Below are 24,932 nucleotides of genomic sequence, written 5' to 3'. Positions count from 1 at the left end.
CGTGGGGCCGGTGAGCGGGATAGGCGACGGAAGGACCACAGCTCTGCCCGATTCACCCACCCCGGTTAGACCGGTTCGGTGATCGGCTCGTCGGCGAAACGGCGGGCGACCCGTTCCGCCCCCGCGCGCGCCCAAGCGGTGGTGGCGAGGACGGCGAGCGCGATGATGAGCGTGGTGCCGCCCGCGACGGCCCACCAGGCGGTGGCGTAACCGGTGAGCGGGGTGGCCGCCGCGGCGAGGATGGTGCCCGCGACGGCGACGCCGAGGGTTTGCCCGACCTGCCGGGAGGTGGACGCGACCGCGGCGGCGACTCCGGCCTGGGAGCGGGGCATGCCGCTCACCGCGGCATTGGTGATCGGCGGGTTCAGCAGCCCGAAGCCCAGGCCGAAAACGCCGTACGCGAGCGCGAGCGCCCAGAGCGGCGTGGTGGCGGACGAGGTGGCGAGCAGGATGGCAACGGCGGTCATTGAGATCCCAGCGGTCAGCAGTGGAATCCGCGCGCCGCGAGTGGCGAGGAGACGGCCTGCCAGCGGCGCGGCGATGGTCACGGCCACGGCGGTCGGCAGCAGCATCAATCCGGATTGCAGTGCCGACAGCCCGCGCACGTCCTGCAGGTACAGCGGCGACAGGAACAGGAACGTGCCGAACGCGGCCAGCCCGCACACCGCGCTGACGGTGGCCGACGAGAACGGCGCACTTCGGAAGAACCGCAGTTCGACCAGCGGCTCCCGGCGACGGAGTTCCCACCGGATCAGCGCGAGCAAGGCGAGTGCGCCGAGCGCGCCGAGGCTGACGATCGCCGGCGAACCCCAGCCGAGCCGCTGGCCCTCGATCGCCGCGGTCACCACCGAACCGAGCAGCACCACGACCAGCAGCTGCCCCACCGGATCCGGACGGCGGGGCCGGGGCGCGCGCGATTCCGGGACGTAACGCGCGGTCAGCACGAACGCGGCGACGACCACCGGGACGTTGACCCAGAAAATCGCCCGCCAGCCGACGCTTTCGGCGAGCACCCCGCCGAGTACCGGGCCGACGCCCAGCGAGATCCCGACGATCGACCCCCACACCCCGATCGCCCGCGCCCGTTCGCCCGGGTCGGAGAAGACGTTCGTGATGATCGACATCGCGACCGGGTTCAGCATCGCGCCGCCGAGAGCCTGCACGATCCGCGCGGCGACCAGCCAGCCGATCGACGGGGCCACGCTGCACAGCAGCGAGCCGAGTCCGAAAAGGACCAGTCCGGCCAGGAAGGTTCGCTTGCGCCCCAACCGGTCTCCGGTGGCTCCGGCGAGCATCAGGAAGCACGCGATCACGAGTGTGTAGGAGTCGATCGTCCATTGCAGACCGTTGATCGACGCGTCGAGATCGGCGCGGATAACCGGGAGCGCGACGTTGACGATGGTGTTGTCCATCGCGACGACGAGGATGCTGGAGCACAAAATCGCGAGAATGCCGAGGCGTCCGCGTGCGGTGTCGGCTCCCATTCAGTGCTCCTTCCAATCAGAGGCGATGGTGTCGCCCGCTGCCCATGCTTCGGCGGCGTAACCGTCCGGGCGCACGAGAACGGCGGCTAAGTCGTGCCAATCCCGGTTCGAGCGCACAGCATTCTCTTCGTCCGGGACCGCCGTGGAGCCGAAAGCGACGAGAGTCAAGCGGTCCGGCCGGAGCGCTCGATGGAGGGTGCGGCCGTCGGCGAGCGGGAGATTGGGGACGCGACGGCCGGCGAGACCGCCGTCCTCGGCGTACGAAACGTCCAATCCGGACAGCCAGCCGCTCAGTTCGTCCGCGGTGTCGCCGTCGCGGCCGATGAGGTCGGACATCAAGTCCCGCAACGCTTTTCCCCCGGGGGTGAAGGTGACCATGAGTGCGGCCTGGGCGAGGGTGTTCGCCGCGAGCCGGGCCGCGATGGGGCGGCGTTCGGCGTCGTAGGACTGCGCGCCGTCGACGATCCGCCGCGGCGCGCGGCTGTGCACCTCCATGGCGAGCTTCCACGCGAGGTTCGCCGCGTCCTGCACGCCCACGTTGAGCCCCTGCCCGCCCGCCGGAAGATGAACGTGGGCCGCGTCGCCAGCGAGGAACACCCGGCCGGTGCGGTACTGCTCGACATGGCGCGTGGTGTCGCCCGTTCGCGAAGCCCAGAGCACTTCGGTGATGCCGAAATCGTCGTCGGCGAGCCGTTTGAGCGTCGCGCGCAGTTCGGCTTCGCTGGGGATCTGGGCCTGGCGGCGGGCGGCTTCCTCGGGCGGGAGGCCGGTGTCGCCGGGTTCGTGGCCGAAGACGCGGTAAATGCCGCCGGGCAGCGGAAGCGCGCTGTAGGAGCCGCGTTCCCAGTCCCAGTTGTGCGGATGCGCCGGCGGGCGTCGCAGCCGGACGTCGGCGAGGAAACCCATTGTGGACGCAGGTGTTCCGGGGAAGGCGAGGCCGAGCGCGTGCCTGGTCGCGCTGTGTGCGCCGTCCGCGCCCACGACGTAGCGGGCGCGGACGGCGTCGCCGGTTTCCGAGATGATGGTGACGCCTTGCTCGTCCTGCGTCAGGTCGGCGAGTTTCCAGCCGTGTTCGATCGCGACGCCCTGCGCGGCGAGATGCTCGGCGAGCAGCCGCTCGGTTTCCGGCTGCGGGAGCAGGAGCACGAACGGGAACGAAGTGTCGAGCCTGGCGTAGCTCAACCGGTTCGGCAACGCCGCGAAATGCGCCGCGGGCACGGGGTTTCCCGCCGCGACCATGCGCGCGGCCAGCGAACCGTGCTCGTCTGGGAGCGCGTCGAGGATCTCCAGGGTGCGCGGGTGGATCGTGGTCGCCCTCGATTGCCCCGCGCGCTCCGGATTCGCCTCGAAAACGCGGACCGCGACCCCGGCGCGGCGCAGGAAGGCGGCCGCCGCCATCCCGACGGGCCCGGCGCCGATCACCGCGACCTCGATGTCCATGGTTCCCCCTTGGCTGATGTCCGTCTGGCGAACTCTCTTGACGTCAAGGTATTCTCTTGCTGTCTTGATGTCGAGAGAAAGGCCCGTGCCGGTGAGCACAGCCCCGCGGGACGCGGTCGACGACCTGGTGGACGCCGTCCGGCGCGGGGGCGGCGACGAGAGCGTGCTGGGCGCGAAATCGCTGTCCTACCGGCTGCGGCGGGTCGCGCACCAGCTGGAGCTGGCGATGCGCCGCGAACTGTCCGCGCACGGGATCGAGTTGTGGGAGCTGGAAATGCTCGCCGCGCTCAAGCGCGCGCCCGGGCACCGGCTGACGCCCGGGCAGGTGATGGCGGCGGTCGAGTTGACCTCGGGTTCGGTCACGCACCGGATCACCCGGCTGGAGGCGCGCGGCTGGGTCCGCCGCGACAAGGACCCGGGCGACCGGCGTTCGGTGCTGGTGTCCCTCACCGCGGAAGGCAAACGGCAGGCGCTCGCGTCGTTCGAGCTCAAGACGGAGATCGAACGCGAGCTCGCGAAGGCTCTCGACCCGGAAACCATCGACGTGGTGAACGACGCGCTGCGGCGGGTTTCGCACCACCTCAAGGGAAAGGACCACGAATGAAGCGGGAAACCCTTGGTACGGCTGCGGTTGTCGCGGGCCTCGCCGCCGCCGCGCCGTCGGTGTGGCAGACGGTCACGCACATCACCGATCCGACCTACCGCGCACCGGAGGTGCGGAACGGCGAAGGGCACGTGCAGTACCACATGGCGCGCGAAGCCCTGATCACCGTGGGCGCTTTCGGTGCGGTGGGAACCGGTTTGGCGGCCGGACGGGATCGCTCCCCGGCGCTGTGGCGGGCAATGGCTTGTGCCGCAGGGGGTTTCGTGGCGGCGATGTGGTCCGGCGGGCCGACGACCGGGGTGTGGGCGCCGAATCGGAAGGCGCTGGCGATTCACGTGGTGTCGACGGGCGCGTTGTCGGTCGGTGTCGCGTTGCTGCGGCCCAGGCGTCGTTAGAGGAAGATCCGGGCGTTCTCCAGCCACGTTTTCGCGTCGTCGCCGATCGCGGCCAGTCCGGTTTCGTCCAGGGGGCGGCGCTGGGTGACGCGAAGGCAGAAATCCCTCGCGCTGCCCCGGATCCGCTGTGCGGCGTCGTCGGGACCCCAGGTCCAGAGGGCGCCGTCGGGGCCGGTCAGTTCGACCCGGAGCGGCTCGGTCGGCAGCGGCAGCCCGGCGGCGTAGAACGAAAGCCCGCGCCCGGCGACACCCAAGGCGGCGATGTGCTTGAGCCGGTCCGTCGGGCGGTGCTCGACGCCCACGGTGTCGTAGATGTCTTGCCCGTGCGCCCAGGTTTCCATCAGCCGAAGCGCCACCGCCAGCGTCGGCGAGGACTCCGAGCCGTACCACGGGAACGCCTGGTCCAGCGGGATTTCGCCGAGCACCGCCGCCGCTTCGGCGCGTCCGGCGCGCCAGTCGTCCAGCAATTCCGCACGCGGTCGCGCGGCTTCCGCCGCCGCGATCGCGTCGGCGTCTTCGTCCAGTGCCGCGGCGAACTTCTCCGGCGTGCGGACGGCGAGGACGACGTTCGCGTCGGCCGCCGCGAGATGCGCGATCTGGTGGCCGATCGTCCACCCTTCGGCCGGGGTCGGTCTCGACCAGTCGGGTTCCGCGGACACCACCGCGTCGAGATCGTCGCCCTCCGCGAGCAAATCCGGCAAGGCGGATTCCCGGGTTATTTCAGACAAATCCAGGCCGTAGTCCAGCATGCGACCACGCTATCCACCCCGCGGCCGCCGCGGGCGCTTTCGCTCTGCTGCTTTCGGAAGCTCCTGGCGGATTGACGCGCGGACGGCCCGGGTGTAAGCATGTAAGCACCTGCTTACAAAGGGATCCGGGGAGTCGTTGGCATGACCACCACGCACACCGAACCGCTCGCCTACCCGTTCAACGAGGAGGCGGGCCTCGCGCTCAACGAGGCCTACACCGCCGCCCGCGAGAACGCCGGGATGATCCGCGTCCAGATGCCGCACGGCGAGCCCGCCTGGCTCGCCACCCGGTACGCCGACGCCCGGCTCGTGCTCGGCGACCGGCGGTTTTCCCGCGCGCTGGCGCAGGAAAGCGACGAACCGCGGATGTCGGAATACCGGCGTCCGGGCGGCATCCTCTCGATGGACCCGCCGGATCACACCCGGCTGCGCACGCTCGTCGCGAAGGCGTTCACCGCGCGGCGGGTCGAGGAACTGCGGCCGCGGGTCGCGCGGCTGGCAAACGAGCTGATCGACCAGTTGCGCGAGCACGGGCAACCGGCGGACCTGGTCGACCTGTACGCGCTGCCGATCCCGGTCGCGGTGATCTGCGAACTGCTCGGCGTCCCGGTGGGCGACCGGCCGCAGTTCCGCGAATGGAGCGACGCGGCGTTGTCGACCACGCGGCTCACGCCAGAGGAATCGGAACGCAGCCGCGAGGAACTGCGGGCCTACATGGCCGGTCTGATCGCGGAGCATCGCGCGCAGCCGCAGGACGATCTGATGACCGCGCTGATCGAGGCCCGCGACGTCCGGGATCGGCTCACGGAACTGGAATTGGTGGACCTGTGCGTCGGGATTCTGGTCGCCGGCCACGAAACGACCGCCAGCCAGATTCCCAACTTCGTGTACGCGTTGCTGGACCAGCACGAGCACTGGGAACGGTTGTGCGCGGATCCGTCGCTGATCCCGACCGCGGTGGAAGAGCTGCTTCGCTTCGTCCCGCTCGGCGCTGGGGCTGGTTTCGCCCGTTACGCGACGGAGGACGTCGAGGTCGGCGATGTCCTGGTGCGCAAGGGGGAACCGGTGCTGGTGGCGGTCGGCGCGGCGAACCGGGACCGGCTGCAGTTCACCGCGGCGGACCAGCTCGTGCTGGACCGCGGCGACAACCACCACCTCGGCTTCGGGCACGGCGTGCACCACTGCCTTGGCGCCCCGCTCGCGCGGCTGGAACTGCAGGAGGCGTTGCGGGCGCTGACGAGGGAGTTGCCGGGCCTGCGGCTGGCCGGGGATATTGAGTGGAAGACACAGATGCTGGTCCGCGGACCGCGGTCGATGCCGATCGGATGGTGACCATGCCCTGGAACATCGAGGTCGACGGGGGAACGTGCATCGGCAGCGGGATGTGCGCGTCGCTGATGCCGGAGACGTTCGCGCTGGACGGTGCCACCGCGCGCGCCGTCAGGGACTCCGTCGAACCGGACGAAACCGTGCTGGACGCCGCGGATTCCTGCCCGGCGATGGCGATCACCGTGCGGGACGGGACCGCCGTCGTCGGCCCGCGGCCTTAGCACCGGCCCGCCGTCCGTGAGGGGAACCCGGCCTCAAAGGTTCCCCTCACGGAAAACGCCGTCCTCGGTGACCACCGCAGTGATGAGCGCCGAGGGAGTGACGTCGAAGGCCGGGTTGAACACCGCCGCACCCTCCGGTGCGATCCGCACGCCGCCGAACTTCGTCAGTTCCCCGCCCGCGCGTTCCTCGATGGCGATGTCCGCGCCGGTGGCGATGGTGGTGTCCACAGTGGACGTCGGTGCGACCACCACGAACGGAACACCGTGGTGCGCGGCGGCGATGGCCAGCCCATAGGTCCCGATCTTGTTGGCCACGTCGCCGTTCGCCGCGATCCGGTCCGCGCCGACGAGGACGCAGTCCACCAGCCCGCGCGCCATCGCCGCGGCTGCCGCGCCGTCCGGTTGCACGCGGTAGGGCACCCCGGCTCGCTCGAGTTCCCAAGCGGTGAGCCGGGAGCCCTGCAGCAACGGCCGCGTCTCGTCGACCAGCACCGACTCCACCAGCCCGCGCGCGTGCAGGTGCCAGACGACTCCGAGCGCAGTGCCCCACGCGACGGTCGCCAGCTGTCCGGTATTGCAATGGCTGAGCAGCCGCAACGGCCTGCGCGGGCACGAATCCAGGACGACTTCCGCCGCGTGGGCCGACGCGGCGCGGTTGCGGTGCTCGTCCTCGTCGAGCATCGCCTGCGCCTCGGCCAGCACCGCGTCGGCTCCGCGGGGCAGTTGAGCCAGCGCCCGGGAAACGCCCCACGCGAGATTGACCGCCGTCGGCCGGGCCTGCGCGATCCGTTCCGCCTCCGCCCGCACGTCACCGCCTTGGTAGGCCGCGAGTGCAACGCCCAGCGCGCCCGCCGCTCCCAACGCTGGTGCGCCGCGAACCGCCAGCCGCTGGATCGCGTCGACCAGTTCGGTCACCGTGCGCAGCGTGAGCGTGCGGTACTCGCCCGGAAGCGCGACCTGGTCCACGATCACGATCGCCCCGTCGGCCCAGTCGACTGTCCTGCGCATGCGCCCTCCCGTCCGGAAATCCCGTGGAGGATCGCCGTCGGCGTGCGCGACGATCCGCCTCGTGACCATTGAACGGCAGAACCCGCCTGCCCTGCATCCGACTCCCGGCTACCACCACGTGACCACCGTCGACGCGCGCCGCACCGTGCATCTCGCGGGCCAGTGCCCGTTGACGATCGACGGCGAGGTCGTTCCCGGCGACGTCCTGGCGCAGGTGGACCAGGTCGTCGCCAACACGGAGGTCGCACTGACGCACGCCGGCGCGACCTCCGAGGACGTCGTGCGCACGGTGATTTACGTGGCCACCGCCGATCGGCCGACGCTGGCCGCGGTGTGGGAACGGTTCACGAACTCCTCGATCGCCGCGGCGTTCACCACCGCGAGCACGCTCGTCGGCGTGACCTGCCTGGGCTTTCCGGGCCAGCTCGTCGAAGTGGACGTGACCGCCGCGCTCGCCTGAGTCACCGTCCTGCCGCGGCCAGGCTGCAGCGGGACACGGTGTCGGTCAGCTCCGCGCGGTCGAGGTTCCGGCCGATGAGGACGAGCTTGCTGACCTGCGGTTGCTCGCCCCATTCACCGGCATCGGTCAGTTCGTAGATCCGGTGCACGCCCTGCAGCACGGTGCGGCGGTCGAAGGCGAGGATTCCCTTGAACCGGTACAGATCGTCGCCGCGTTCGGCCAGCAGGGCGGTGAGCCACTGTTCGAACGCGGCGCGGTCCAGGGGGTAGTCGAGTTCGATCGAGACCGATTCCAGCGTCGGGTCGTGGTGGTGAGCGTCGTCCTCGAGCCAGTCCGGGTCGGCGGCGACGGTGCGGTTCAGGTCGAAGGCGTTGATGCCGAGGATGTCGTCTAGGTCGACGCTGCCGTAACTGGACGTGAGGATGTCCGCGGTCGCGTTGACGGAGCGGAGCTGCGTGCGCAGTTCCTCGATTTCCGGCTCGGTGACCAGGTCGATTTTGTTGAGCACGATCCGGTCGGCGAACGCGATCTGGTTGCTCACCTGCCCGCCGACGCCGTCGTGCTCGCCCTCTTCGAGGTGGCTGCCGACGTGCCGCGCGTCGACCAGCGTCACGATCGCGTCCAGCGCGAAGGCCGAGGACACCTCGTCGTCCACGAAAAACGTCTGCGCGACCGGGTTCGGGTCGGCCATGCCGCTGGTTTCGATGAGGATCCGGTCGAACCGTTCGCGGCGGCGCAGCAGCGATTGCAGGATCTCGATCAAGTCGGTGCGCGCGGTGCAGCACAGGCAGCAGCCGTTGCTCATCTCGATGATCTTCTCGTCGCCGCCGAGCACGAGCGCGTTGTCGATCGGGATCTCGCCGAATTCGTTCTCGATCACCGCGATCCGGTGCCCGTGGTTCGCGGTGAGGATGTGGTTGACGAGCGTGGTCTTGCCGGAGCCGAGAAAGCCGGTCAGTACGGTCACCGGGATTTTGGCCATGATGATTCCCTCCTTAAACGTTCCCGCCGAGAATCCGGCGAGCGTGCTGACGTGCTTCTTCGGAAACGATGATGCGGTTGCCGTCGAAATTCGAACCGCGGGTGGCGTCCAGACCCATCCGGGAGGTCGTGCCGTCGGATCCGGATGACGGGTCGAGCGGCGAGCCGGGCAGACCGTCCACAGTGAACAAGTCCTGATGCGGCTGGAAATGCGTGGCGAGCGCCCAGAGGACCTCGCTGTCGCTGGTGATGTCGACGTCTTCGTCCACTGCGATCACTGTCTTCACGTACGGGTCCCAGCCGAGCAAGCCGAGCATGACTTGCCGGGCTTGACCGGGCCGTCGCTGCCGCAGCGCGACGTAACAGTGGAAGTGCGTGCCGGACGTCGGATAGTGCACCGCGGTGACATCCGGGAAGCGTGCCTTGAGTTTCTCCGCCATTTCCGATTCTCGCGGCACGCGTGCGAGATTCAGGTGCTCATCGGTGTTACCGCCGACGACATCGATGAGCATGGGGTCGGAGCGGCGCATGACTGTCTGCACGCGGAATACGTTGTTGGTCGAGCGATTCGAGGAATAGCCGGAGAATTCGCCGAACGGGCCTTCGTCCGCGTGCTCGGAGGCGTCGATCGTGCCTTCCAGGACGAAGTCCGACCAAGCCGGGACGCCGATGCCATGGCGGGGCGTGCGCACCACTTCCAGCGGTTCGCCGAACAGCCCGCCAGCCACCGCACGCTCGTCCACGTCGTAACCGACGCGCGCGGACGCGGCCAGCATGAACAGCGGATGCCCGCCGAGCACCATGGCCACCGGCATCGGCTCGCCGCGTTCCGCGTACTTCTGCAGCATCCGCCACAGGTCGCCCCGGGAATGGAGGCTGGTCGCCAATTCCGTGCGGGAATGCGGCATCGCGCGGTGATAGCTGAGATTGCCGACGCCGGTGTCCGGATCCTCCGCGACGATGATGCCGCTGGTGACGTAAGGGGAGCGGTCGCTGGCGAAATGGCGCAGCATCGGAATGGCCGCCAAATCGACGTCGGTTGTCACGTCGTCCAGCACGGGGCCGCTGTCGACCACCCTCGGCGGTACCGCCCGGAGTGCAAGTTGCTGGTAGGCACTGTGCAAACCGGACGGTCCGGTTTCGAGCATGCGGGCGATGCGTTGCCGCGAAGCGAACATGTTGCTGACCACCGGCACATCGAGTCCGGTCACCTTGCGGAACAGCACCATCTCGTGCCGTCCGGCCGCGGCGAGTTCGTAAATCACGCCGGTGACGCCCTCGTCGGCCGGGACGGGATTGTCGAGAACGAGCACGTCGCCGGGAAACTCCTGGCGGTACCGGTCGACGAAAGCGTGGGGATCTTGCCGGTGGTTCACCGCGAAACTCCTTGCGAGGCGGACGGCCCCTGCCAGCGCTCGAACAGGTCGTTTTCGATACCGAACTGGTCGAGCACCTTGCCGGTCAGGTGGGCGAGAATGTCCTCAATGGACTCGGGCTGGTGGTAGAAGGCGGGCACCGGCGGCAGGACGGTCGCGCCCGCCTCGGTCACCGCCACCAGATTGCGCAGGTGCACGAGGCTCAGCGGGGTTTCCCTGGCGACGAGCACGAGCGGACGGCGTTCTTTCAGGGTGACGTCGGCGGCGCGGACGAGCAGGTCGTCGCTGTAGCCGTGCGCGATCCCGGCGACGGTTTTCATCGAGCACGGCACGACGACCATGCCCATGGTGCGAAAGGACCCGGACGCGATCGAGGCGGCGATGTCCCCGCGCGCATGGCGGACGTCGGCCAGTTCGGCCACCTCGGCGGGCGGCATTCCGGTTTCCAGTTCGATGGTGCGGTGCGCGGCTCGCGACATGACCAGGTGCGTCTCCACCGTGCCGAGCTTGCGCAGCGCGGTCAGCAGGTGGATGGCAAGGTGCGGGCCGCTGGCCCCGGTGATGCCGACGATCAGCCGGGGCCGCTGCGATTCGGTGCCCATGACGTCCTTTCAGGACTGGGAAAGCTTCGCGGCGGGTTCTCGGTGCACGAGCGGCTCTTCCGGCCGCCGTTTCCGGCGCGCGAAGAAGAGCAGGTTCAGCAGCACTGCCAGGACGGTTCCGGTGGCCACGCCGCTCTTGAGGAAAACCTGGGCGGCGAACGGGAACTGCTTGTAGAAGTCCGGTGCGCCAGCCGGGATCAGCCCGACGCCGAGCGACAGCATGACGATCACGAGGTTGCCGGTCTGGTTGAAGTCCACTCGGGACAGCAGCTGGATGCCGGACACCGTCAGCGCCGCGAACGTGGCGACCGCGGCCGCTCCGATCACCGGTTGCGGGATCGCCGCGATCACCCGGCCGACCGGTTGCACCACCCCGAAAACGATCAGGATCATGCCGCCGACCGCGACCGGGTACCGGCTGCGCACCTTGGTCAGCGCGACGAGCCCGATGTTCTGGCCGAAGGTGGTGTAGGCGAAGCCGTTGAACACGCCGCTGAGCGCGGTGAGCAGGCCGTCCACCCGGAGCAGGTTGGCGATGTCGCGCGGCCCGGCCTTCTTGCCGACCACCTGCCCGACGGCGAGCCCCTGCCCGGACGCCTCGACCATCAGCACGAAAACGATCACCAGGAACAGCAGAATCGACGGGATGTCGAAATGCAAAGCTCCGTAATGCATCGGTTTCAGCAAGCCGAAAACGGGGCCGTTGGCCACTCCGGCGAGGCTGCCCAACCCGGTCAGCCAGCCGACGATCGCGCCGACCGTCAACGCGATCAGCATCGCGAGCTGGCCCAGCAGACCGCGGAAGACCCGGTAGAACACCGCGATCAGCGCGAGCGTGAACCCGGCGAGGGCGAGATTCGCTGGCGCACCGTAATTGTGCGCGGACGGGTTGGAACCGGCGATGAGTTTCAGCCCGACCGGAATCAGCGTCAGCCCGATCAAGGTGATGACCGTGCCGGTGACGACTTCCGGGAACAGCTTGAGCAATTTGCTGAACAGCGGCGCGATCAGCACCCAGAGCACGCCCACCACGAGCAGCGAGCCGTACACCGTGGCCAGGCCTTGCGTGCTGCCGATCAGCACCATCGGGACGATGCCGTTGGACGCGGCCCCGACCACGAGCGGCATCCGGATGCCGAACTTCCAGACGCCGAACGCCTGCAGCATGGTGCCGATCCCGGCGAGCACCAGGTCGACGCTGACCAGGTCGGCGATCTGCGCCTGCGGCAGCCCCAGCCCGGCCCCGACCACGATCGGCACCACGACGACACCGGCGTACATCACGAGCACGTGCTGCAGGCCGAGCAGCACCAGCGGACCGAATCGGGGACGTTCGTCCACAGGGGACGGGGGAGACGGGTGACTGGCCATGATTCCCTCACCTCGTTGGGCCGGCGGGGCCGGGAAAGGCCGGGCCGGGCGGGTCGCGGGGCGTCGCCGGAGCCGGACGGGCAGCCGGCGTCGATGACCCCCGGCCGCGCGCGCATCCTGCCGCCGCACCTACGGGGTTGTGGGATCGATGAAGATTTTTCCTTCCCTGCAAGGGGTTTCGACTATGGTGCATCGCAATCCGCCGAGGGTCAATACCCGGGCGCGGCTTCTCCTCCGGTGCGCGGGGCCCGCTCGCGGCGGTTGAGCACGAGGTTCAGCAGGAAGGCCGCGATGCCGCCGGCCGCGATACCGCTCGTCAGCACGGTCTGCACCACCACGGGCAGATGCTGGTAGAACTCCGGCGCGCCGACCGGGAGCAGGCCGAAGCCGAACGAGATGGCGACGATCAGGATGTTGCGGCCGTTGCTCAGATCCGCCTGGCTCATGATGCGCAGGCCGACCGCGCCGACGGTGCCGAACATGACCACGCCGACGCCGCCGAGCACCGGCCCGGGCAGCGACGCGACGGCCGCGCCGAGTTTCGGCACCAGGCTCATCACCACCAGCACCGCGCCCGCGGTCGCGACCACGAACCGGCTCATCACGCGCGTGATGCTGACCAGGCCGACGTTCTCGCCGAAGGTGACGACCGTGAACGAGCCGAACACCCCGGCGAACGCGGTGCCGATGCCGTCCGCGCGCAGCGCCCGGGAAATCTCGGGCGGCCCGACGTCGCGGCCGACGATTTGGCCGATGGCGAGCGTGTCGCCGGTCGATTCCACCATGTTCACCAGCTGCACAATGATCATCGGCAGCAACGCGGACACCGCGAACGTCGGCACGCCGAACTCGAACGGCTTCACGACGCCGACCCAGTCCGCTTGCCCGACCGAGCTGAAATCCGCCATGCCCAGCGGAATCGCCACCAGCGTCCCGACGGCCAGTGCGATCAGGATCGCGAAGCGACGCACCGCGGGCGGAGCGAACCGTTCCAGACAGACAGTCAGCACGATGGTGCCCAGCCCGAGAATCAGCCGTCCGGCCGAACCGTGGTCGGACGCACTCGGATTGGACCCGGCGATCAGGGTCGCGGTGGAGGGCAGCAGCGAGAACCCGATGATCGCGATGATCGTCCCGGTGACGATCGGCGGGAAGAACCGGATCAGCTTGCTGAACCACGGCGCGACCAGCCAGGTCAGCAGCCCGGCGACGATCGTCGCGCCGAAGACCGCGGGCAGGCCGGCCTCCTTGCCGACGATGATCGCCGGGGTGATGCCGGTGAAAGTCGAGCCCATGACGATCGGCAGCCGGACGCCGACATTGCCGACGCCGAGCGTCTGCAACAGCGTCGCGATGCCGCTGACCAGCACGTTCGCCGTGATGAGCGTGGCGATCTGCGCGGTGGACAAGCCGACGCCGAGCCCGACCAGCAGCGGCACGGTGACCATTCCGGAGTAGGCGACCAGCAGGTGCTGGATGCCGAGCGGGAGCAGCTGCCGGAGCCGGGGGACGGCGTCGACCGCGTCGCGGGTCGTGGCTTCGGCTCGGGTGGTGCGCGGACGGAATCGCATGGTTTCCTCCACAGCGGGGAAGGGGCGAGCGCGGATCACCGCGCCCAGGGAGTGAGCAGTCCGCCCATGCCGCTGCGCCTCAGCAGCCGGGCCGCGTGCCGTTCCGCCTCGTCGGCGGCGGCCGCTTCGTCGACGCGGACGCACTGTCCGGCGCGGTAGACGACCTCGCCGCCCACGATCGTCAGCTCCACATCGGACCCGCGGGCGGAGTAGACGAGGGCGGCGACAGCCCGGTGCACCGGGCGCACGTGCGGACGGTCGAGCGCGGTCACGATGACGTCGGCGAGTTTGCCCTCGCTGAGGGATCCCGCGTCGATACCGGCGTACCGGGCCCCCTCGCGGGTGGCCATTTCCAGCGCGTCCTCGGCCCGCAGCGCCGTCGGGTCCAAAGTGGCCGCTCGCTGGCCGAAAACGCTGAGTTTCATCGCCTCGAAAAGATCTTGCCGATGACCGCAGCTGGGACCGTCGGTGCCCAGCGCGACCGGGACGTTCTGCCTGCGCATGCTCGCTATCGAGGCGGTGCCGGAAGCGAGGTAGCCGTTGGACGCCGGGTTGTGCGAAACCCCGGCACCCGCCTCGGCGACCTGCTCGATTTCGGCTTCGTCGAGCCAAATCGCGTGCGCGAGGGTGGCTTTCTCGTCGAGCAGGCCTTCTTTCGCGAGCCATGCGACCGGCCGCACCCCGTGGGTTTCGAGGTAGCTGACCGGATCGGTTTTGCTTTCGCAGCAATGGGTGTGCCAGCGAGTGCCGAATTCCCGGGCGAGGTCGACCGTCCGGCGGACGAGTTTTTGCTCCACGTAACAGAGATTGAGCGCGGCGGGCCACACTGTGACTTTTGAACCGGGCGGCCGGTGCTGCATCGCCTCGCGAGTGATCGCGAACTCGTCCTCGGTCGAATAGCGGAACAGTTCGATCGGCTGACCGCGGCGGTCGGCGATTTCGGTGCGCTCGCCGAGCATGCCGCGCGCGACCGCGCCGCGAAGCCCGGCCTGCTCGATGACGTCGGCGACCGCGAGCGTCGTCTCGAGATCGCTTGGCGCGTAATGGTTGTCGATCACTGTCGTGATGCCGGCGCGCAATGCCTCGACCGCGCCGAGCCGCGCCCCGGCCGCCGCTTCGGGGCCGGTGATCGCGATCGAATACGGCCACATGAATTCGCACAGCCACGGCACGATCGACATGCCTTCGCCGAGCCCGCGAGCGAGTGCCTGGTAGAGGTGGTTGTGCCCGTCGACCAGGCCGGGCAGCACGGCTTTGCCGCGGCAGTCGATGATCTCTCCGGCGCGCCAGCGATCAGTGCCGGGCCCTTCGCCGACACCGGCGATCCGGTCGCCGATGATCGCGACGTGGCCGCGGGAATGGACAGTGCGCTGGTCGTCGACGGTCACCACCGTGCCGCCGGTAAGCAGGAGATCGCAGGGTCGTGGTTCCGCAGCCGACATCGGGCCGCCCTTCTCCGGGCGGGGACGGACCCGGCCCGGCGGTCGTCTCCAGCGCGCGGCTGGAGGCAGCTGGCCGAACGGTTGGCCCGAAACGGGAGGTCACCGGCGCCCGGCGGCACCGCCGGGTCGTTCAATGCAAAGCCCTCGCGGGACCGGTGTCAAGAGCCCCGTCCGGAAAAGTCTTGCCGCGCAACGCATCCGGCGATCATGTGTTGACAGCGGGCGGCGAAGGTGCTGCACTCGGTGGCGCCGGAGCGCGGATCGCGCTTCCGGGTCCCGTAGGTGCGGTGAAGCGCGGCCGGGGAGTCCTTTACTCAAGTCTTGCGTAAGGAGACATCCGGTGATTATCGATACCCATGTCCATCCGACGAATCTCGTCGACGAAGCCTGGCGGCACACCGGAACCCCGTTCACCGGCGAGCGCACGCTGGAAATGATGGACGGTCCATTCTGGATCAACGGCAAACCGCGGCGCGTGGACGTCAGCTGCATCATGCCGCCGCCGGGGAACACGACCTGGCGCGAGGGAAACAAAACCGGCCGCGAGGGCATCCGCGAATACCAGGCGTACGTGACCTCGCTCGTGCAGCGCTACCCGGACCGGTTCGTCGGGAACTTCATGTACAACCCGCGGTTCGGCCCGGAGAACGGCGCGGCGGAGCTGGCCTTCCACGTGAAGGAATACGGCTACAAGATGCTGAAACTGCACGCCAACATGCATTCCTACCGCCCGGACCGGGCGCTGGACTGGCTGCGGCCGGTGATGCGGGTGTGCGACGAGCTCGGCGTGATCGTGCTGATCCACACCGGGGACGGGCCGTACTCGATCCCGACCCAGTTCTACCCGATCATCCGCGAGTTCCCGAACGTCACGTTCATTCTCGGCCATTTCGGCATCCAGACCGGCGGCGTCTACTGTTTCGAGGCGTTCTGGATGATCCAGGACTCGCCGAACGTGATCGGCGAATCGGGCTGGCTGCTGCAGTCGCGGATCGTCGAATTCGCCAAGGAGATGAAGAAGAGCGACCTGGTCTTCGGCACCGATTCCCCGCCGAACGAGCCCGGCATGTGGGCGCGCGAGCTGGAAGTGCTGTGCCACCAGCCGCCGCAGGGCCTGAACCTGTCCGAGGACGACCTGGAGGGCTACCTCGGCAACAACATGGCCAAGCTGCTCGGCCTCGCGCCGACGCCGCCGCCGAAGGACAAGGCGGAGGCCGAGGCGTATTTGCGCGGGGACATTCCGCAGGCTTCGGCGGCGAACACGCACGCGTCGCATTATCTCGGCTACACGCCTTCGGCGTGGGCGGAGGCCGCTAACTCCTGATTTCTCGCCGCGCCAGCTGCGGGGTCAGTCGCACCCGCAGCTGGCGCGGGCGGTCAGGTGGACGTCGAGGATCCGGTCTCCCGGCTGAGTGTTCTCCCGGAGCTGGTCCAGAGTGGACACTGCCGCGTCGGCGAAATCGTCGAAGGAATGCCCGGCAGTGGACAACGCGGGCCAGCTGTGCGCGGCGGCGTCGGTGCCGCCGAAGCCGATCACCGCTAGGTCTTTCGGCACCCTCAAACCGAGTTCCGCCGCGACCGTGAGGGTGTCGAGCGCGAGCCCGTCCGCGGTCGCCATGATCGCGCGCGGCCGCTCCGGCGACCGCAACCACCGCCGGATGTCCGCCCGCGCGGCGTGCCGATCCAACCCGGTGCGCACGACGTTGCCCGCGTTCCTTTTCGCCGCCCGCATCGCCTCCGTCCAGCCCCGCGCCCGATCCGCCACCGGCCCGGAGCGGGCGGTGCCGGTGAGGCAGCCGATCTCGCGGTAACCGTGTCCGAGCAGGTGCTCGGTGGTCAACCGCCCGCCCGCCTTGTTGTCCAGCACGACAGACGGAGCGGTGCTGCCGGACGGTGCGCGGTGGTGCAGGTAGACGACCGGAACGTCCAAAGTGGAGTGATTCGCGGACGCACCGGCGAGCTCGGCGCGGACCAGCAGCAGACCGTCCACGCGCATGTTCGCCAGCGATTCGGCGTACCGCAGCTCCTGTTCCCGCGAGAAGGACGAATTTCCTAGCAGCACCAAGGATCCTCGGGCGAACGCGGCCCGCTCGACCGCATGCGTGAGCTGGGTGAAGTACCCCTCGCTGCTGTCCGGCACGACCAGCCCGAGCACGTTGCTGCGCGTGGACCGCAACGCCCGCGCGACGAGATTCGGCCGGTACCCGAGCTCGGCGATGGCCTGTTCGACCCGGGCCCGCGTGGCGGGCGCGACCGGACGCGGGCCGTTGTTGAGCACGTAACTGACCACGGCCGGCGAGGTGCCCGCCAGCCGCGCGACGTCGTCCCTGGTGACCCGCTGCATGCGCCGGACGATACCCGAAGAGCAGTTGACAGTCCCGATCTACACGTGTTGAATCCCGTGCAGTCGGCAAAGCAGGAAAGCTGGTGGTCACTGTGGACTCGCTGGTACGCGCCGCGGAAACCGGGAAAGCCGCCGGGGTGGGCGAAAGCGCCCTCCGGCCGGACGGCTCCGCCAAGGTGACCGGCCGGTTCGCCTATTCGTCGGATTTGTGGATCGAGGGCATGGTCTGGGCGACCACGCTGCGCAGCCCGTACGCGGCCGCGCGGATCCGGTCCATCGACACGAGCAAAGCCCTCGCGCAGCCAGGCGTGCACGCCGTGCTCACCCACGAGGACGTGCCCGGCGCGAAGACGTACGGAATGAAATCCGCCGACCAGCCGGTCCTCGCCGCGGAGGAAGTCCGCTACCACGGAGAACCGGTCGCGCTGGTCGCCGCCGACGACCCGGAAACCGCGCGGCAGGCGGCGAAACTGATCATTGTCGATTACGAACCGCTGACCCCGGTCACGGACCCGATGACCGTCCTGGACGACGGCGTCCGCTCCATCCACCCGGACGGAAACCTTGTCCGGCACGTGAAAATCCGCCACGGCGACATGGAGCGCGCCCGCGCCGAGGCGGACGTCGTGGTCACCGGCGAGTACGAGGTCGGCATGCAGGATCAGGCTTTCCTAGGCCCGGAATCCGGCTTGGCCATTCCTTCCGAAGACGGCGGCGTCGAACTTTACGTTTCCTCGCAATGGCTGCACAAAGACCTGGAACAACTCGCTCCCTGCCTGGGCTTGCCACCGGAAAAAGTGCGGCTGACTCTCGCAGGCGTCGGCGGCGCCTTCGGCGGCCGGGAAGACCTTTCCGTCCACGTGCACGCCTGCATGCTCGCCCTGCGCCTCGGCCGCCCGGTGAAAATGTCGTACAACCGCTACGAATCCTTCTTCGGCCACGTACACCGCCACCCGGCGAAGATGCGTTACGAACACGGAGCCACCCGAGACGGCCGCCTGGTCTATGTCAAAGCCCGCTTGGTTCTGGACGGCGGTGCCTACACCTCGACTTCGCCAGTAGTCATCGCCAACGCCTGCTACTTCGTCACCGGTGCCTACGACGTCCCGAACGCTGAAATCGACGGCCTGGCGGTTTTCACGAACAACCCGCCCTGCGGTGCGATGCGTGGTTTCGGCGCGGTTCAGTCGGCCTACGGCTGTGAGTCCAATATGGACAAACTAGCGCGCGCACTAGGCATGGATCCGATGGAACTGCGCCTGCGCAACGCCATGACCACCGGCACCGTCCTGCCCACCGGCCAAGCCGTCGACGGCCCGGCCCCCGTCGCGGAGCTGCTGCAAGCCCTCCGCGACCGTCCTCTGCCACCTGCTGGTGACACCGATTTGCTTTCCCTGCCCGGCGGAGCCGCCAACACGACGCACGGCGAGGGGGTGCGTCGCGGCGTCGGCTACGCAGTCGGAGTGAAAGCGATCGGCTACTCAGGAGGCGTCGACGACATCTCGACCGCCCGAGTCGCCTTGGCCGTAGTGAACGGTGAACCTGTGGTCTCCGTGCACACCGCCGCAGCTGAATGCGGACAAGGCGTCACCACGGTCCAAGCGCAAGTGGCGAGTACCGAACTAGGCGTCTCCCGAGTAGTCGTACTCCCCGCCGACACTCAAATCGGCGACGCCGGTTCCGCGTCCGCCTCCCGAATGACCTGGATGTCGACCGGGGCCGTGCAAGGCGCCTGCCGCCACATCGCCCGCGAACTGCTGCGCCGCGCCGCCGAGGCGTACAGCCTGCCAGCTTCGGCCCTGTCGCTAGGCAACGATCACGTCCTGGACAGCGGCGGGCATCCGGTGTGCCCCATCGCCGACCTGGTGGGCTCGGACACCGTCGCGCACACCTTCGAGTACCACCACCGCCCCACCCAAGGCATCGACCCGGAAACCGGCCAAGGCGACGCACACATCGCTTTCGCCTTCGCCGCCCACCGAGCCGTGGTGGACGTGGATGTCGAGCTGGGTTTGGTGAAGGTCGTCGAGCTGGCCACCGCGCAGGACGTCGGCAAAGCGATGAACCCGCTGGCAGTGGAAGGCCAAATCGAAGGCGGCAGCGTGCAGGGTTTGGGTTTGGCCCTGATGGAGGAGATCCTGGTCGACCGGGAGGGCCGGGTGCGGAACCCGTCCTTCACGGACTACCTGATCCCGACGGTGCTGGACGTGCCGCCGATGCCGATCAGCCTGTTCGAATTCCCGCACCCGGACTCGCCGTACGGGTTGAATGGCGTGGGCGAGCCACCGACGCTCTCGTCGACCCCAGCGATCCTGAACGCCCTCCGCGCCGCGACCGGTTTGCCTCTGCCGCACGCCCCGATCCGCCCGGACGACATCGCACTGGCCGGAAAGCCCGGGCTGCGGGCCGGGTCGTGATTGGCGCGCGAGGTGGCGTCCGGGTTGGCGGCTGGACGGTTTGGCGCGGCGACTGTGCGGTGCCGTCTGGCAGGTGCGGCTCTGCTTCTGCCGGTGGTGCAGCTCTGCGGACCGCGTTGGGGCGCATCCGGCCGGTGTCTCGCCTCCGTTCCCACGAGCGTCTCTTCCCAGCCCGCGCGGCAACGAACCCCATTCTGCAGGTCGAACCGCGCACGAGCCTGGACCGAGGAACCGCGCCCGTAATCGCTGACCCACCGACCGTCTTGTCCCGTCCCTGACCGGCAGCTGCCCCCTCCGGAGGTGCCCCGTGGATTTCCTGACCCCGGCGACCTGGGCCGAAGCCCTGGCCGTCAAATCCGACCGCCCGGACGCCGTCCCCCTGGCAGGCGGCACCGACGTCCTGGTCGAACTCAACTTCGACCACCGCCGCCCGCCCGCGCTGCTCGACCTCACCCGGATCCGCGACCTGACCGAATGGACCGAGAACGACGGCCGGATCCGGCTGGGCGCGGGCGTGCCCTACACGCGGATCATCACCGAACTCGGCACGAGGCTCCCCGGCCTGGCGATGGCCAGCCGCACCGTCGGCTCCCCGCAAATCCGCAACCGCGGCACCGTCGGCGGAAACCTCGGCGCGGCCTCCCCGGCCGGCGACACCCACCCGACGCTCCTGGCCTGTGACGCGACGATCGAGGCCGCCTCGGTGCGCGGCACCCGGATGATCCCGGCGACGGAGTTCTACCAAGGCGTCAAACGCAACGCACTGGCCCCGGACGAGCTGATCGCCGCCATCCACCTCCCCGTCGCGACCGGCCCGCAGCAGTTCGCGAAAGTCGGCACCCGCAACGCGATGGTCATCGCGGTGTGCTCGTTCGCCCTGGACCTGGCCCCGGAAACCGGCTGGGTAGGCGCCGCGGTGGGCTCGGCCGCCCCGACCCCGCGCCGGGCCACCGCCGCCGAGGACTTCCTCCGCGACGCCCTCTCCGAACGGTGGACGTCGCGCTCCCCGCTGCCGGACCCGCTCGTCCGCCGCTTCGGCGAACTGGCCGCGAGCGCCGCGTCCCCGATCGACGACGTCCGGGGCAGCGCCGACTACCGCATCCACGCGATCGCCGTACTGGCCCGCCGGACGTTGAGCTGGGCCTGGGAAGACTACCGGAAAGGCGGGCAGCCGAAATGCGCCTGAACCTCACTGTCAACGACGAGCCGCGCACCGTCGACGAGGTCTGGGAGGGGCAGAGCTTGCTCTTCGTGCTGCGCGACCAATTGGGTTTGCCAGGCTCGAAAAACGCCTGCGAGCAAGGCGAATGCGGTTCGTGCACAGTGTATTTGGACGGTGTCCCAGTGTGTTCGTGCCTGGTCGCCGCGGGCCAAGCCGAGGGCGGAAACGTCCACACCGTAGAAGGCCTGGCCGACGGCGAACACCTCGACGCGGTCCAGCAAGCCTTCATCGACGCCGGCGCCGTGCAATGCGGTTTCTGCACCCCGGGGTTGATCGTCGCCGCGCACGAACTCGTGCACCGCGCGACCACCCCGACGGACCCGGAAATCCGCGAGGCCCTGGCGGGAAACCTCTGCCGCTGCACCGGCTACGAGAAAATCCTCGACGCAGTCCGCCTAGCCGCGGCTCGCGTCGGCGAGACGGAGCCCGCCAACCCCGCTTGACGCCCACGCGCGGGATTCCGCGCTTGCCCACCGGTGGGGAGCTGTGCGACACCTTTCCCCAGCCCAGCCCAGCCCAGCCCAGCCCAGCCCAGCCCAGCCCAGCCCAGCCCAGCCCAGCCCAGCCCAGCCCAGCCCAGCCCAGCCCAGCCCAGCGCGGTGCCAACCACCCCGGCCGAGCCGGAGCAGCAGATGCTTCGAGCAACCCGTCCGGCGGCGAGCACGAAACCACGCGTAGCACCGGGTTCGAGCCGGACGTCGACGAGCTGCGCACCCAGCCGGGCGAGCACGACACCGCCGGTCATCCCCGGCATTTGCCCCGTGAGGGAGGCCCCGCTGCCCACCGGCTCGCCGGAGCCGACTTCAGGCTTGGAGCGTGGGGTTCCCGACGGCACCACGCATCCGAATCCCGCATCCGATGGGCTCACCGCACCAGCCGCGAACTCGCGACCGGTATCGGGCACCGCGCCAGTCGCGGACTGGTGACGGGTGTCGGTATCCCGTGCCGGTCGCGTACCGGCGTCCGGTATCGGAAACCCATGCCAGCCGCGCACTCGCGCCCCGCGTCGGAACTCCGCGCCAACTCGAATCCACGCCCCGGGCCGGAATCGGCGCCAGTTTCGGACTCGCACCCCGGGGCAAAACCCGCGCCAGCATCGAACCCTCCGGGCCGGAAACCAGCCTCACTCCCGAGCCCGCCAAACCCGCCCCGGAAATCCGCGCCGCACGGCTCACCCCAGCGGGGTCAGAGGCCCTTCATCAGGTCCGTCTCCGTCACCCCCGGCCCCTGTCCCTCCCGGATGAACCATTCCGTCCCGAACACCTGGCCGAACTGGTCGTCCGGCATGGCCAGGAAGAACGATTCCTCGCTGATCTGGCTCCGATGCGCTCGCATCGCCGCCCGCTTCGCCTTCGCGTACGCCGTGACGTCCACCTCGGCGGTCAGTTCGGCTTCCGGCTTGCCGATGACCGTCTCTTCGTCCGGACCGCCTTCCTCGCCAGCCGCCCGCGCGGCTTCGGAGGCCCGGCGGATCTGGTCGCGGTTCGCCGAGCCCTGGTAGACCCGCGGCGTGCCCGCGAGTTCGGCCGCGCGCATGCCGACGCGGTGGACCTGGATGTGGTCCGGGTGGCCGTAGACGCCGAAGTCGTCGTACACCGTCAGCGCGTCGGCCGACTCCTCGCGCAGGATCGCCGCCAGCAGCTCCGCCGCTTCCTCGACGGGCGCGCTCCAGAACGTGCCCGGGTCGTCGTTCGCCGGGTCGCCCATCATCCCGGAATCGTGGTATCCCAAGAACTCCACCCGCGAGACGCCCAGCACCTCGGCCGCCTCGTGGGTCTCCCGCACCCGGCGGTCCGCGAGCTGCTCGCCGTCGTCGAGCAGGCCCTGGGGGATCTCGCCCTTTTCTCCGCGCGTGGCCACCACGAGCACCACCCGGTGCCCCTCGTCGGCCGCCTTGCGCATCACGCCGCCGGTCATGATCGCTTCGTCGTCCGGGTGGGCGTGGAACGTCACCAATGTCGCCATGCCAACGAACCTACCGGCACCCACCGACAAAAACCGGCGTCCGGCGGAACCGTTTCCGGAAAATCCGTTCCACACTCCATTGTGGACAGGTAGCCCACACGGGTGGACCTGCCGCTTTACGCGCGCGAGGGGTCCCTTCGCGCGCTCCGCCGCTTGGCTTCTCCCGCGGCCCGGCTTACGTTGGGGTTCGCCGACCGAGGAGGCGTCATGGCAGAACAGACGAAATACATTCTGGACGAGGCCGATCTCCCGGCGCAGTGGTACAACGTGGTGCCGGACCTGCCCGAGCCGCCGCCTCCGCCGCTGCACCCGGGAACCCGTGAGCCCGTCGGGCCCGCGGACCTGGCTCCGTTGTTCCCGCAGGCGCTCATCGAGCAGGAAGTCACCACCGAGCGCTACGTCGACATTCCCGAGGAAGTCCGGGATGTCTACCGGCTCTGGCGTCCGTCCCCTCTCTACCGCGCCCGCCGGCTGGAGAAGGCGCTCGGGACCCCGGCCCGGATCTACTACAAGTACGAAGGCGTCAGTCCGGTCGGCTCGCACAAACCGAATACCGCTGTGCCGCAGGCGTTCTACAACGCGGCCGAGGGCGTCACGCGGCTCACCACCGAGACCGGCGCCGGGCAGTGGGGGAGTGCGCTGGCGTTCGCGTGCGCGACGTTCGGGCTGTCCTGCGAGGTGTGGCAGGTGCGGGCGTCCTACGACCAGAAGCCGTATCGCAAGCTGATGATGGAGACCTTCGGCGCGCAGGTATACCCGAGCCCGTCGGACCGCACTGCCGCCGGCCGCGCGATCCTGGCGGAGGACCCGCAGTCGACGGGCAGCCTCGGAATCGCGATCAGCGAGGCGGTCGAGCAAGCCGCGGCGAATCCCGGGACGCGGTACGCGCTGGGCAGCGTGCTCAACCACGTGCTGCTGCACCAGACGGTGATCGGCGAGGAAGCCCTCCGGCAGTTCGAACTGGCCGGCGACACCCCGGACGTCCTCGTCGGCTGCACCGGCGGCGGCTCCAACTTCGGCGGGCTCGCTTTCCCGTTCCTGCGGGAAAAACTGGCCGGCCGGATGAATCCGGTGATCCGCGCGGTCGAACCAGCGGCCTGCCCGACTCTCACCCGAGGCCGCTACGCCTACGACTTCGGCGACACCGCCGGTCTCACACCCCTGCTGAAAATGCACACGCTCGGCCACGGCTTCATCCCGGACCCGATTCACGCTGGCGGTCTGCGCTACCACGGGATGTCGCCGCTGATCTCGCACATTTACGAACTAGACCTCATCGAGGCGCTCGCGCTCGGACAGCAGGAATGTTTCGCGGCGGGCGTGCAGTTCGCCCGCACGGAAGGCATCATTCCCGCGCCCGAGCCGACGCACGCGCTGGCCGCGTGCATCCAGGAAGCGTTGCACTGCAAGGAGACCGGCGAAGAGAAGGTGATCCTGACGGCACTCTGCGGACACGCGCACCTCGACTTGCCCGCGTACGGCGCGTACCTCGCAGGGGACATGGTGGACAACGAATTACCGGACACGGCGCTGGAGGAATCGCTGGCGGCACTGCCCTGACGGGCGCGGCTGGCGGAAAGGAGAGGAGCGGCCAAGGGATTGAGCGATGGGCGGCGCTGCGCTGGCGGGCTGGCCGGGAGTGATGGGCTGGTGGGTGCCAGTCCGGAGGGATTGGCTGGCGGCTGGGGACGGGGCGGGTTGCGGTCGGTTGGCGAGGTGTTGTCGGCTGGGGCGGCTTCGGGTTGGTCGGGCGGTCGGTTGGCGAGATGGTGTCGGCTGGGATGGCTTGCTGTCAGAGGGGAGGTGGCTGATTGGTGTTACCGGCTGGCGTGGCCTGGCGCTGATGGGTGGCTGGCGAAGTGCGGTCGGCTCGGGTGGATCGGCTTGGTGAGCCGTGGCTGGCGGGTGTGGTCGGCTGGGATGGCTTGGTGTTGGTGAACCGGTGGCTGGC

Annotated in this window: 22 protein-coding genes; 10 read left to right on the top strand and 12 right to left on the bottom strand. The window is 69.2% G+C overall.

All coding sequences use genetic code 11. The annotated features are described in order from the left end of the window. Nucleotides 1-65 precede the first annotated feature (65 nt). Both ACZ63D_RS34065 and ACZ63D_RS34060 read right to left on the bottom strand, forming a co-directional pair. A complete protein-coding gene (locus tag ACZ63D_RS34065) occupies nucleotides 66-1,484 on the bottom strand; it encodes an MFS transporter (RefSeq protein WP_465358419.1) in 1,419 nt (472 codons plus the stop codon). Continuing rightward, entirely contained in the window at nucleotides 1,485-2,924 is a 1,440-nt protein-coding gene (locus tag ACZ63D_RS34060) for an FAD-dependent monooxygenase (RefSeq protein WP_465358418.1), read from the bottom strand. 91 nt (nucleotides 2,925-3,015) lie between these two features. Here ACZ63D_RS34060 and ACZ63D_RS34055 point away from each other — a divergent pair, with 91 nt between their 5' ends. After that, the gene (locus ACZ63D_RS34055) at nucleotides 3,016-3,528 is read left to right on the top strand and encodes a MarR family winged helix-turn-helix transcriptional regulator (RefSeq protein ID WP_465358417.1); all 513 of its coding nucleotides are present in this window, start codon (nucleotides 3,016-3,018) and stop codon (nucleotides 3,526-3,528) included. Further along, nucleotides 3,525-3,923, top strand: a complete 399-nt coding sequence (locus ACZ63D_RS34050) for a hypothetical protein (protein WP_465358416.1) — start codon at nucleotides 3,525-3,527, stop codon at nucleotides 3,921-3,923. Before ACZ63D_RS34055 ends, ACZ63D_RS34050 begins: the two co-directional genes overlap by 4 nt. Here ACZ63D_RS34050 and ACZ63D_RS34045 read toward each other — a convergent pair. Then, complete coding sequence (locus ACZ63D_RS34045; RefSeq protein ID WP_465358415.1) at nucleotides 3,920-4,672, bottom strand: TIGR03084 family metal-binding protein; 753 nt, start codon at nucleotides 4,670-4,672, stop codon at nucleotides 3,920-3,922. The genes ACZ63D_RS34050 and ACZ63D_RS34045 overlap by 4 nt on opposite strands. A 141-nt stretch (nucleotides 4,673-4,813) precedes the next feature. On the opposite strand from ACZ63D_RS34045, the gene ACZ63D_RS34040 reads away from it, so the two are divergent. Beyond that, nucleotides 4,814-6,004 carry a cytochrome P450 gene (locus tag ACZ63D_RS34040; protein WP_465358414.1) on the top strand — a complete coding sequence of 397 codons (1,191 nt, stop codon included), beginning with the start codon at nucleotides 4,814-4,816 and terminating at the stop codon, nucleotides 6,002-6,004. Nucleotides 6,005-6,006: 2 nt separating this feature from the next. Further along, nucleotides 6,007-6,222: a ferredoxin gene (locus ACZ63D_RS34035; RefSeq protein ID WP_465358413.1), complete on the top strand. Its 216-nt coding sequence runs from the start codon at nucleotides 6,007-6,009 to the stop codon at nucleotides 6,220-6,222. Between the two features lie 33 nt (nucleotides 6,223-6,255). Here ACZ63D_RS34035 and mtnA read toward each other — a convergent pair whose 3' ends face one another. After that, a complete protein-coding gene (mtnA, locus tag ACZ63D_RS34030) occupies nucleotides 6,256-7,230 on the bottom strand; it encodes an S-methyl-5-thioribose-1-phosphate isomerase (RefSeq protein ID WP_465358412.1) in 975 nt (324 codons plus the stop codon). 61 nt (nucleotides 7,231-7,291) lie between these two features. On the opposite strand from mtnA, the gene ACZ63D_RS34025 reads away from it, so the two are divergent. Then, nucleotides 7,292-7,690, top strand: a complete 399-nt coding sequence (locus ACZ63D_RS34025) for a RidA family protein (RefSeq protein WP_465358411.1) — start codon at nucleotides 7,292-7,294, stop codon at nucleotides 7,688-7,690. A gap of 1 nt (nucleotide 7,691) precedes the next feature. Here the strand turns inward: ACZ63D_RS34025 and ACZ63D_RS34020 are convergent, their stop codons facing one another. The 6 genes from ACZ63D_RS34020 to ACZ63D_RS33995 all read right to left on the bottom strand — a co-directional run bounded on the left by ACZ63D_RS34020 (nucleotide 7,692) and on the right by ACZ63D_RS33995 (nucleotide 15,033). Continuing rightward, on the bottom strand, nucleotides 7,692-8,672 hold the full coding sequence (locus ACZ63D_RS34020; RefSeq protein ID WP_465358410.1) for a CobW family GTP-binding protein: 981 nt from the start codon (nucleotides 8,670-8,672) through the stop codon (nucleotides 7,692-7,694). 13 nt (nucleotides 8,673-8,685) lie between these two features. After that, nucleotides 8,686-10,047, bottom strand: a complete 1,362-nt coding sequence (locus ACZ63D_RS34015) for a UbiD family decarboxylase (protein ID WP_465358409.1) — start codon at nucleotides 10,045-10,047, stop codon at nucleotides 8,686-8,688. Beyond that, nucleotides 10,044-10,649, bottom strand: a complete 606-nt coding sequence (locus ACZ63D_RS34010) for a UbiX family flavin prenyltransferase (RefSeq protein ID WP_465358408.1) — start codon at nucleotides 10,647-10,649, stop codon at nucleotides 10,044-10,046. The genes ACZ63D_RS34015 and ACZ63D_RS34010 overlap by 4 nt, the downstream gene beginning before the upstream one ends. A 9-nt stretch (nucleotides 10,650-10,658) precedes the next feature. Further along, nucleotides 10,659-12,020: a nucleobase:cation symporter-2 family protein gene (locus tag ACZ63D_RS34005; RefSeq protein ID WP_465358407.1), complete on the bottom strand. Its 1,362-nt coding sequence runs from the start codon at nucleotides 12,018-12,020 to the stop codon at nucleotides 10,659-10,661. A gap of 209 nt (nucleotides 12,021-12,229) precedes the next feature. Next, nucleotides 12,230-13,591, bottom strand: a complete 1,362-nt coding sequence (locus tag ACZ63D_RS34000) for a nucleobase:cation symporter-2 family protein (protein WP_465358406.1) — start codon at nucleotides 13,589-13,591, stop codon at nucleotides 12,230-12,232. A 35-nt stretch (nucleotides 13,592-13,626) separates the two neighbouring features. After that, complete coding sequence (locus tag ACZ63D_RS33995) at nucleotides 13,627-15,033, bottom strand: amidohydrolase family protein (RefSeq protein ID WP_465358405.1); 1,407 nt, start codon at nucleotides 15,031-15,033, stop codon at nucleotides 13,627-13,629. A 340-nt stretch (nucleotides 15,034-15,373) separates the two neighbouring features. On the opposite strand from ACZ63D_RS33995, the gene ACZ63D_RS33990 reads away from it, so the two are divergent. Next, the gene (locus ACZ63D_RS33990) at nucleotides 15,374-16,357 is read left to right on the top strand and encodes an amidohydrolase family protein (RefSeq protein ID WP_465358404.1); all 984 of its coding nucleotides are present in this window, start codon (nucleotides 15,374-15,376) and stop codon (nucleotides 16,355-16,357) included. Between the two features lie 24 nt (nucleotides 16,358-16,381). Here the strand turns inward: ACZ63D_RS33990 and ACZ63D_RS33985 are convergent, their stop codons facing one another. Beyond that, nucleotides 16,382-17,377, bottom strand: coding sequence for a LacI family DNA-binding transcriptional regulator (locus tag ACZ63D_RS33985; RefSeq protein ID WP_465358403.1), 996 nt, complete (start codon nucleotides 17,375-17,377; stop codon nucleotides 16,382-16,384). 92 nt (nucleotides 17,378-17,469) lie between these two features. Here ACZ63D_RS33985 and pucD point away from each other — a divergent pair, with 92 nt between their 5' ends. The 3 genes from pucD (at nucleotide 17,470) to ACZ63D_RS33970 (ending at nucleotide 21,459) form a co-directional block, all read left to right on the top strand. Beyond that, nucleotides 17,470-19,794, top strand: coding sequence for a xanthine dehydrogenase subunit D (pucD, locus tag ACZ63D_RS33980; protein WP_465358485.1), 2,325 nt, complete (start codon nucleotides 17,470-17,472; stop codon nucleotides 19,792-19,794). A gap of 307 nt (nucleotides 19,795-20,101) precedes the next feature. Further along, on the top strand, nucleotides 20,102-20,980 hold the full coding sequence (locus tag ACZ63D_RS33975; RefSeq protein WP_465358402.1) for an FAD binding domain-containing protein: 879 nt from the start codon (nucleotides 20,102-20,104) through the stop codon (nucleotides 20,978-20,980). Further along, nucleotides 20,971-21,459: a (2Fe-2S)-binding protein gene (locus ACZ63D_RS33970; protein ID WP_465358401.1), complete on the top strand. Its 489-nt coding sequence runs from the start codon at nucleotides 20,971-20,973 to the stop codon at nucleotides 21,457-21,459. Before ACZ63D_RS33975 ends, ACZ63D_RS33970 begins: the two co-directional genes overlap by 10 nt. Before the next feature lie 742 nt (nucleotides 21,460-22,201). Here the strand turns inward: ACZ63D_RS33970 and ACZ63D_RS33965 are convergent. Continuing rightward, on the bottom strand, nucleotides 22,202-22,981 hold the full coding sequence (locus ACZ63D_RS33965) for a PIG-L family deacetylase (protein ID WP_465358400.1): 780 nt from the start codon (nucleotides 22,979-22,981) through the stop codon (nucleotides 22,202-22,204). Nucleotides 22,982-23,188: 207 nt separating this feature from the next. On the opposite strand from ACZ63D_RS33965, the gene ACZ63D_RS33960 reads away from it, so the two are divergent. Continuing rightward, nucleotides 23,189-24,541 (top strand): TrpB-like pyridoxal phosphate-dependent enzyme, encoded by a 1,353-nt coding sequence (locus ACZ63D_RS33960; RefSeq protein WP_465358399.1) that lies wholly within the window; start codon nucleotides 23,189-23,191, stop codon nucleotides 24,539-24,541. The last annotated feature ends 391 nt before the right edge of the window (nucleotides 24,542-24,932 follow it).

The sequence above is a fragment of the Amycolatopsis sp. NPDC104775 genome (assembly GCF_055583325.1).
This window is presented reverse-complemented; position numbering and strand designations above follow the sequence as displayed.

Excerpts from the sequence above, each read along its gene's own strand:
- ACZ63D_RS34065 (WP_465358419.1), bottom strand. The coding sequence starts at position 1,484 with ATGGGAGCCGACACCGCACGCGGACGCCTCGGCATTCTCGCGATTTTG.
- ACZ63D_RS34060 (WP_465358418.1), bottom strand. The coding sequence starts at position 2,924 with ATGGACATCGAGGTCGCGGTGATCGGCGCCGGGCCCGTCGGGATGGCG.
- ACZ63D_RS34050 (WP_465358416.1), top strand. The coding sequence starts at position 3,525 with ATGAAGCGGGAAACCCTTGGTACGGCTGCGGTTGTCGCGGGCCTCGCC.
- ACZ63D_RS34045 (WP_465358415.1), bottom strand. The coding sequence starts at position 4,672 with ATGCTGGACTACGGCCTGGATTTGTCTGAAATAACCCGGGAATCCGCC.
- ACZ63D_RS34040 (WP_465358414.1), top strand. The coding sequence starts at position 4,814 with ATGACCACCACGCACACCGAACCGCTCGCCTACCCGTTCAACGAGGAG.
- ACZ63D_RS34035 (WP_465358413.1), top strand. The coding sequence starts at position 6,007 with ATGCCCTGGAACATCGAGGTCGACGGGGGAACGTGCATCGGCAGCGGG.
- mtnA (WP_465358412.1), bottom strand. The coding sequence starts at position 7,230 with ATGCGCAGGACAGTCGACTGGGCCGACGGGGCGATCGTGATCGTGGAC.
- ACZ63D_RS34020 (WP_465358410.1), bottom strand. The coding sequence starts at position 8,672 with ATGGCCAAAATCCCGGTGACCGTACTGACCGGCTTTCTCGGCTCCGGC.
- ACZ63D_RS34010 (WP_465358408.1), bottom strand. The coding sequence starts at position 10,649 with ATGGGCACCGAATCGCAGCGGCCCCGGCTGATCGTCGGCATCACCGGG.
- ACZ63D_RS34005 (WP_465358407.1), bottom strand. The coding sequence starts at position 12,020 with ATGGCCAGTCACCCGTCTCCCCCGTCCCCTGTGGACGAACGTCCCCGA.
- ACZ63D_RS34000 (WP_465358406.1), bottom strand. The coding sequence starts at position 13,591 with ATGCGATTCCGTCCGCGCACCACCCGAGCCGAAGCCACGACCCGCGAC.
- ACZ63D_RS33995 (WP_465358405.1), bottom strand. The coding sequence starts at position 15,033 with ATGTCGGCTGCGGAACCACGACCCTGCGATCTCCTGCTTACCGGCGGC.
- ACZ63D_RS33985 (WP_465358403.1), bottom strand. The coding sequence starts at position 17,377 with ATGCAGCGGGTCACCAGGGACGACGTCGCGCGGCTGGCGGGCACCTCG.
- ACZ63D_RS33970 (WP_465358401.1), top strand. The coding sequence starts at position 20,971 with ATGCGCCTGAACCTCACTGTCAACGACGAGCCGCGCACCGTCGACGAG.
- ACZ63D_RS33965 (WP_465358400.1), bottom strand. The coding sequence starts at position 22,981 with ATGGCGACATTGGTGACGTTCCACGCCCACCCGGACGACGAAGCGATC.
- ACZ63D_RS33960 (WP_465358399.1), top strand. The coding sequence starts at position 23,189 with ATGGCAGAACAGACGAAATACATTCTGGACGAGGCCGATCTCCCGGCG.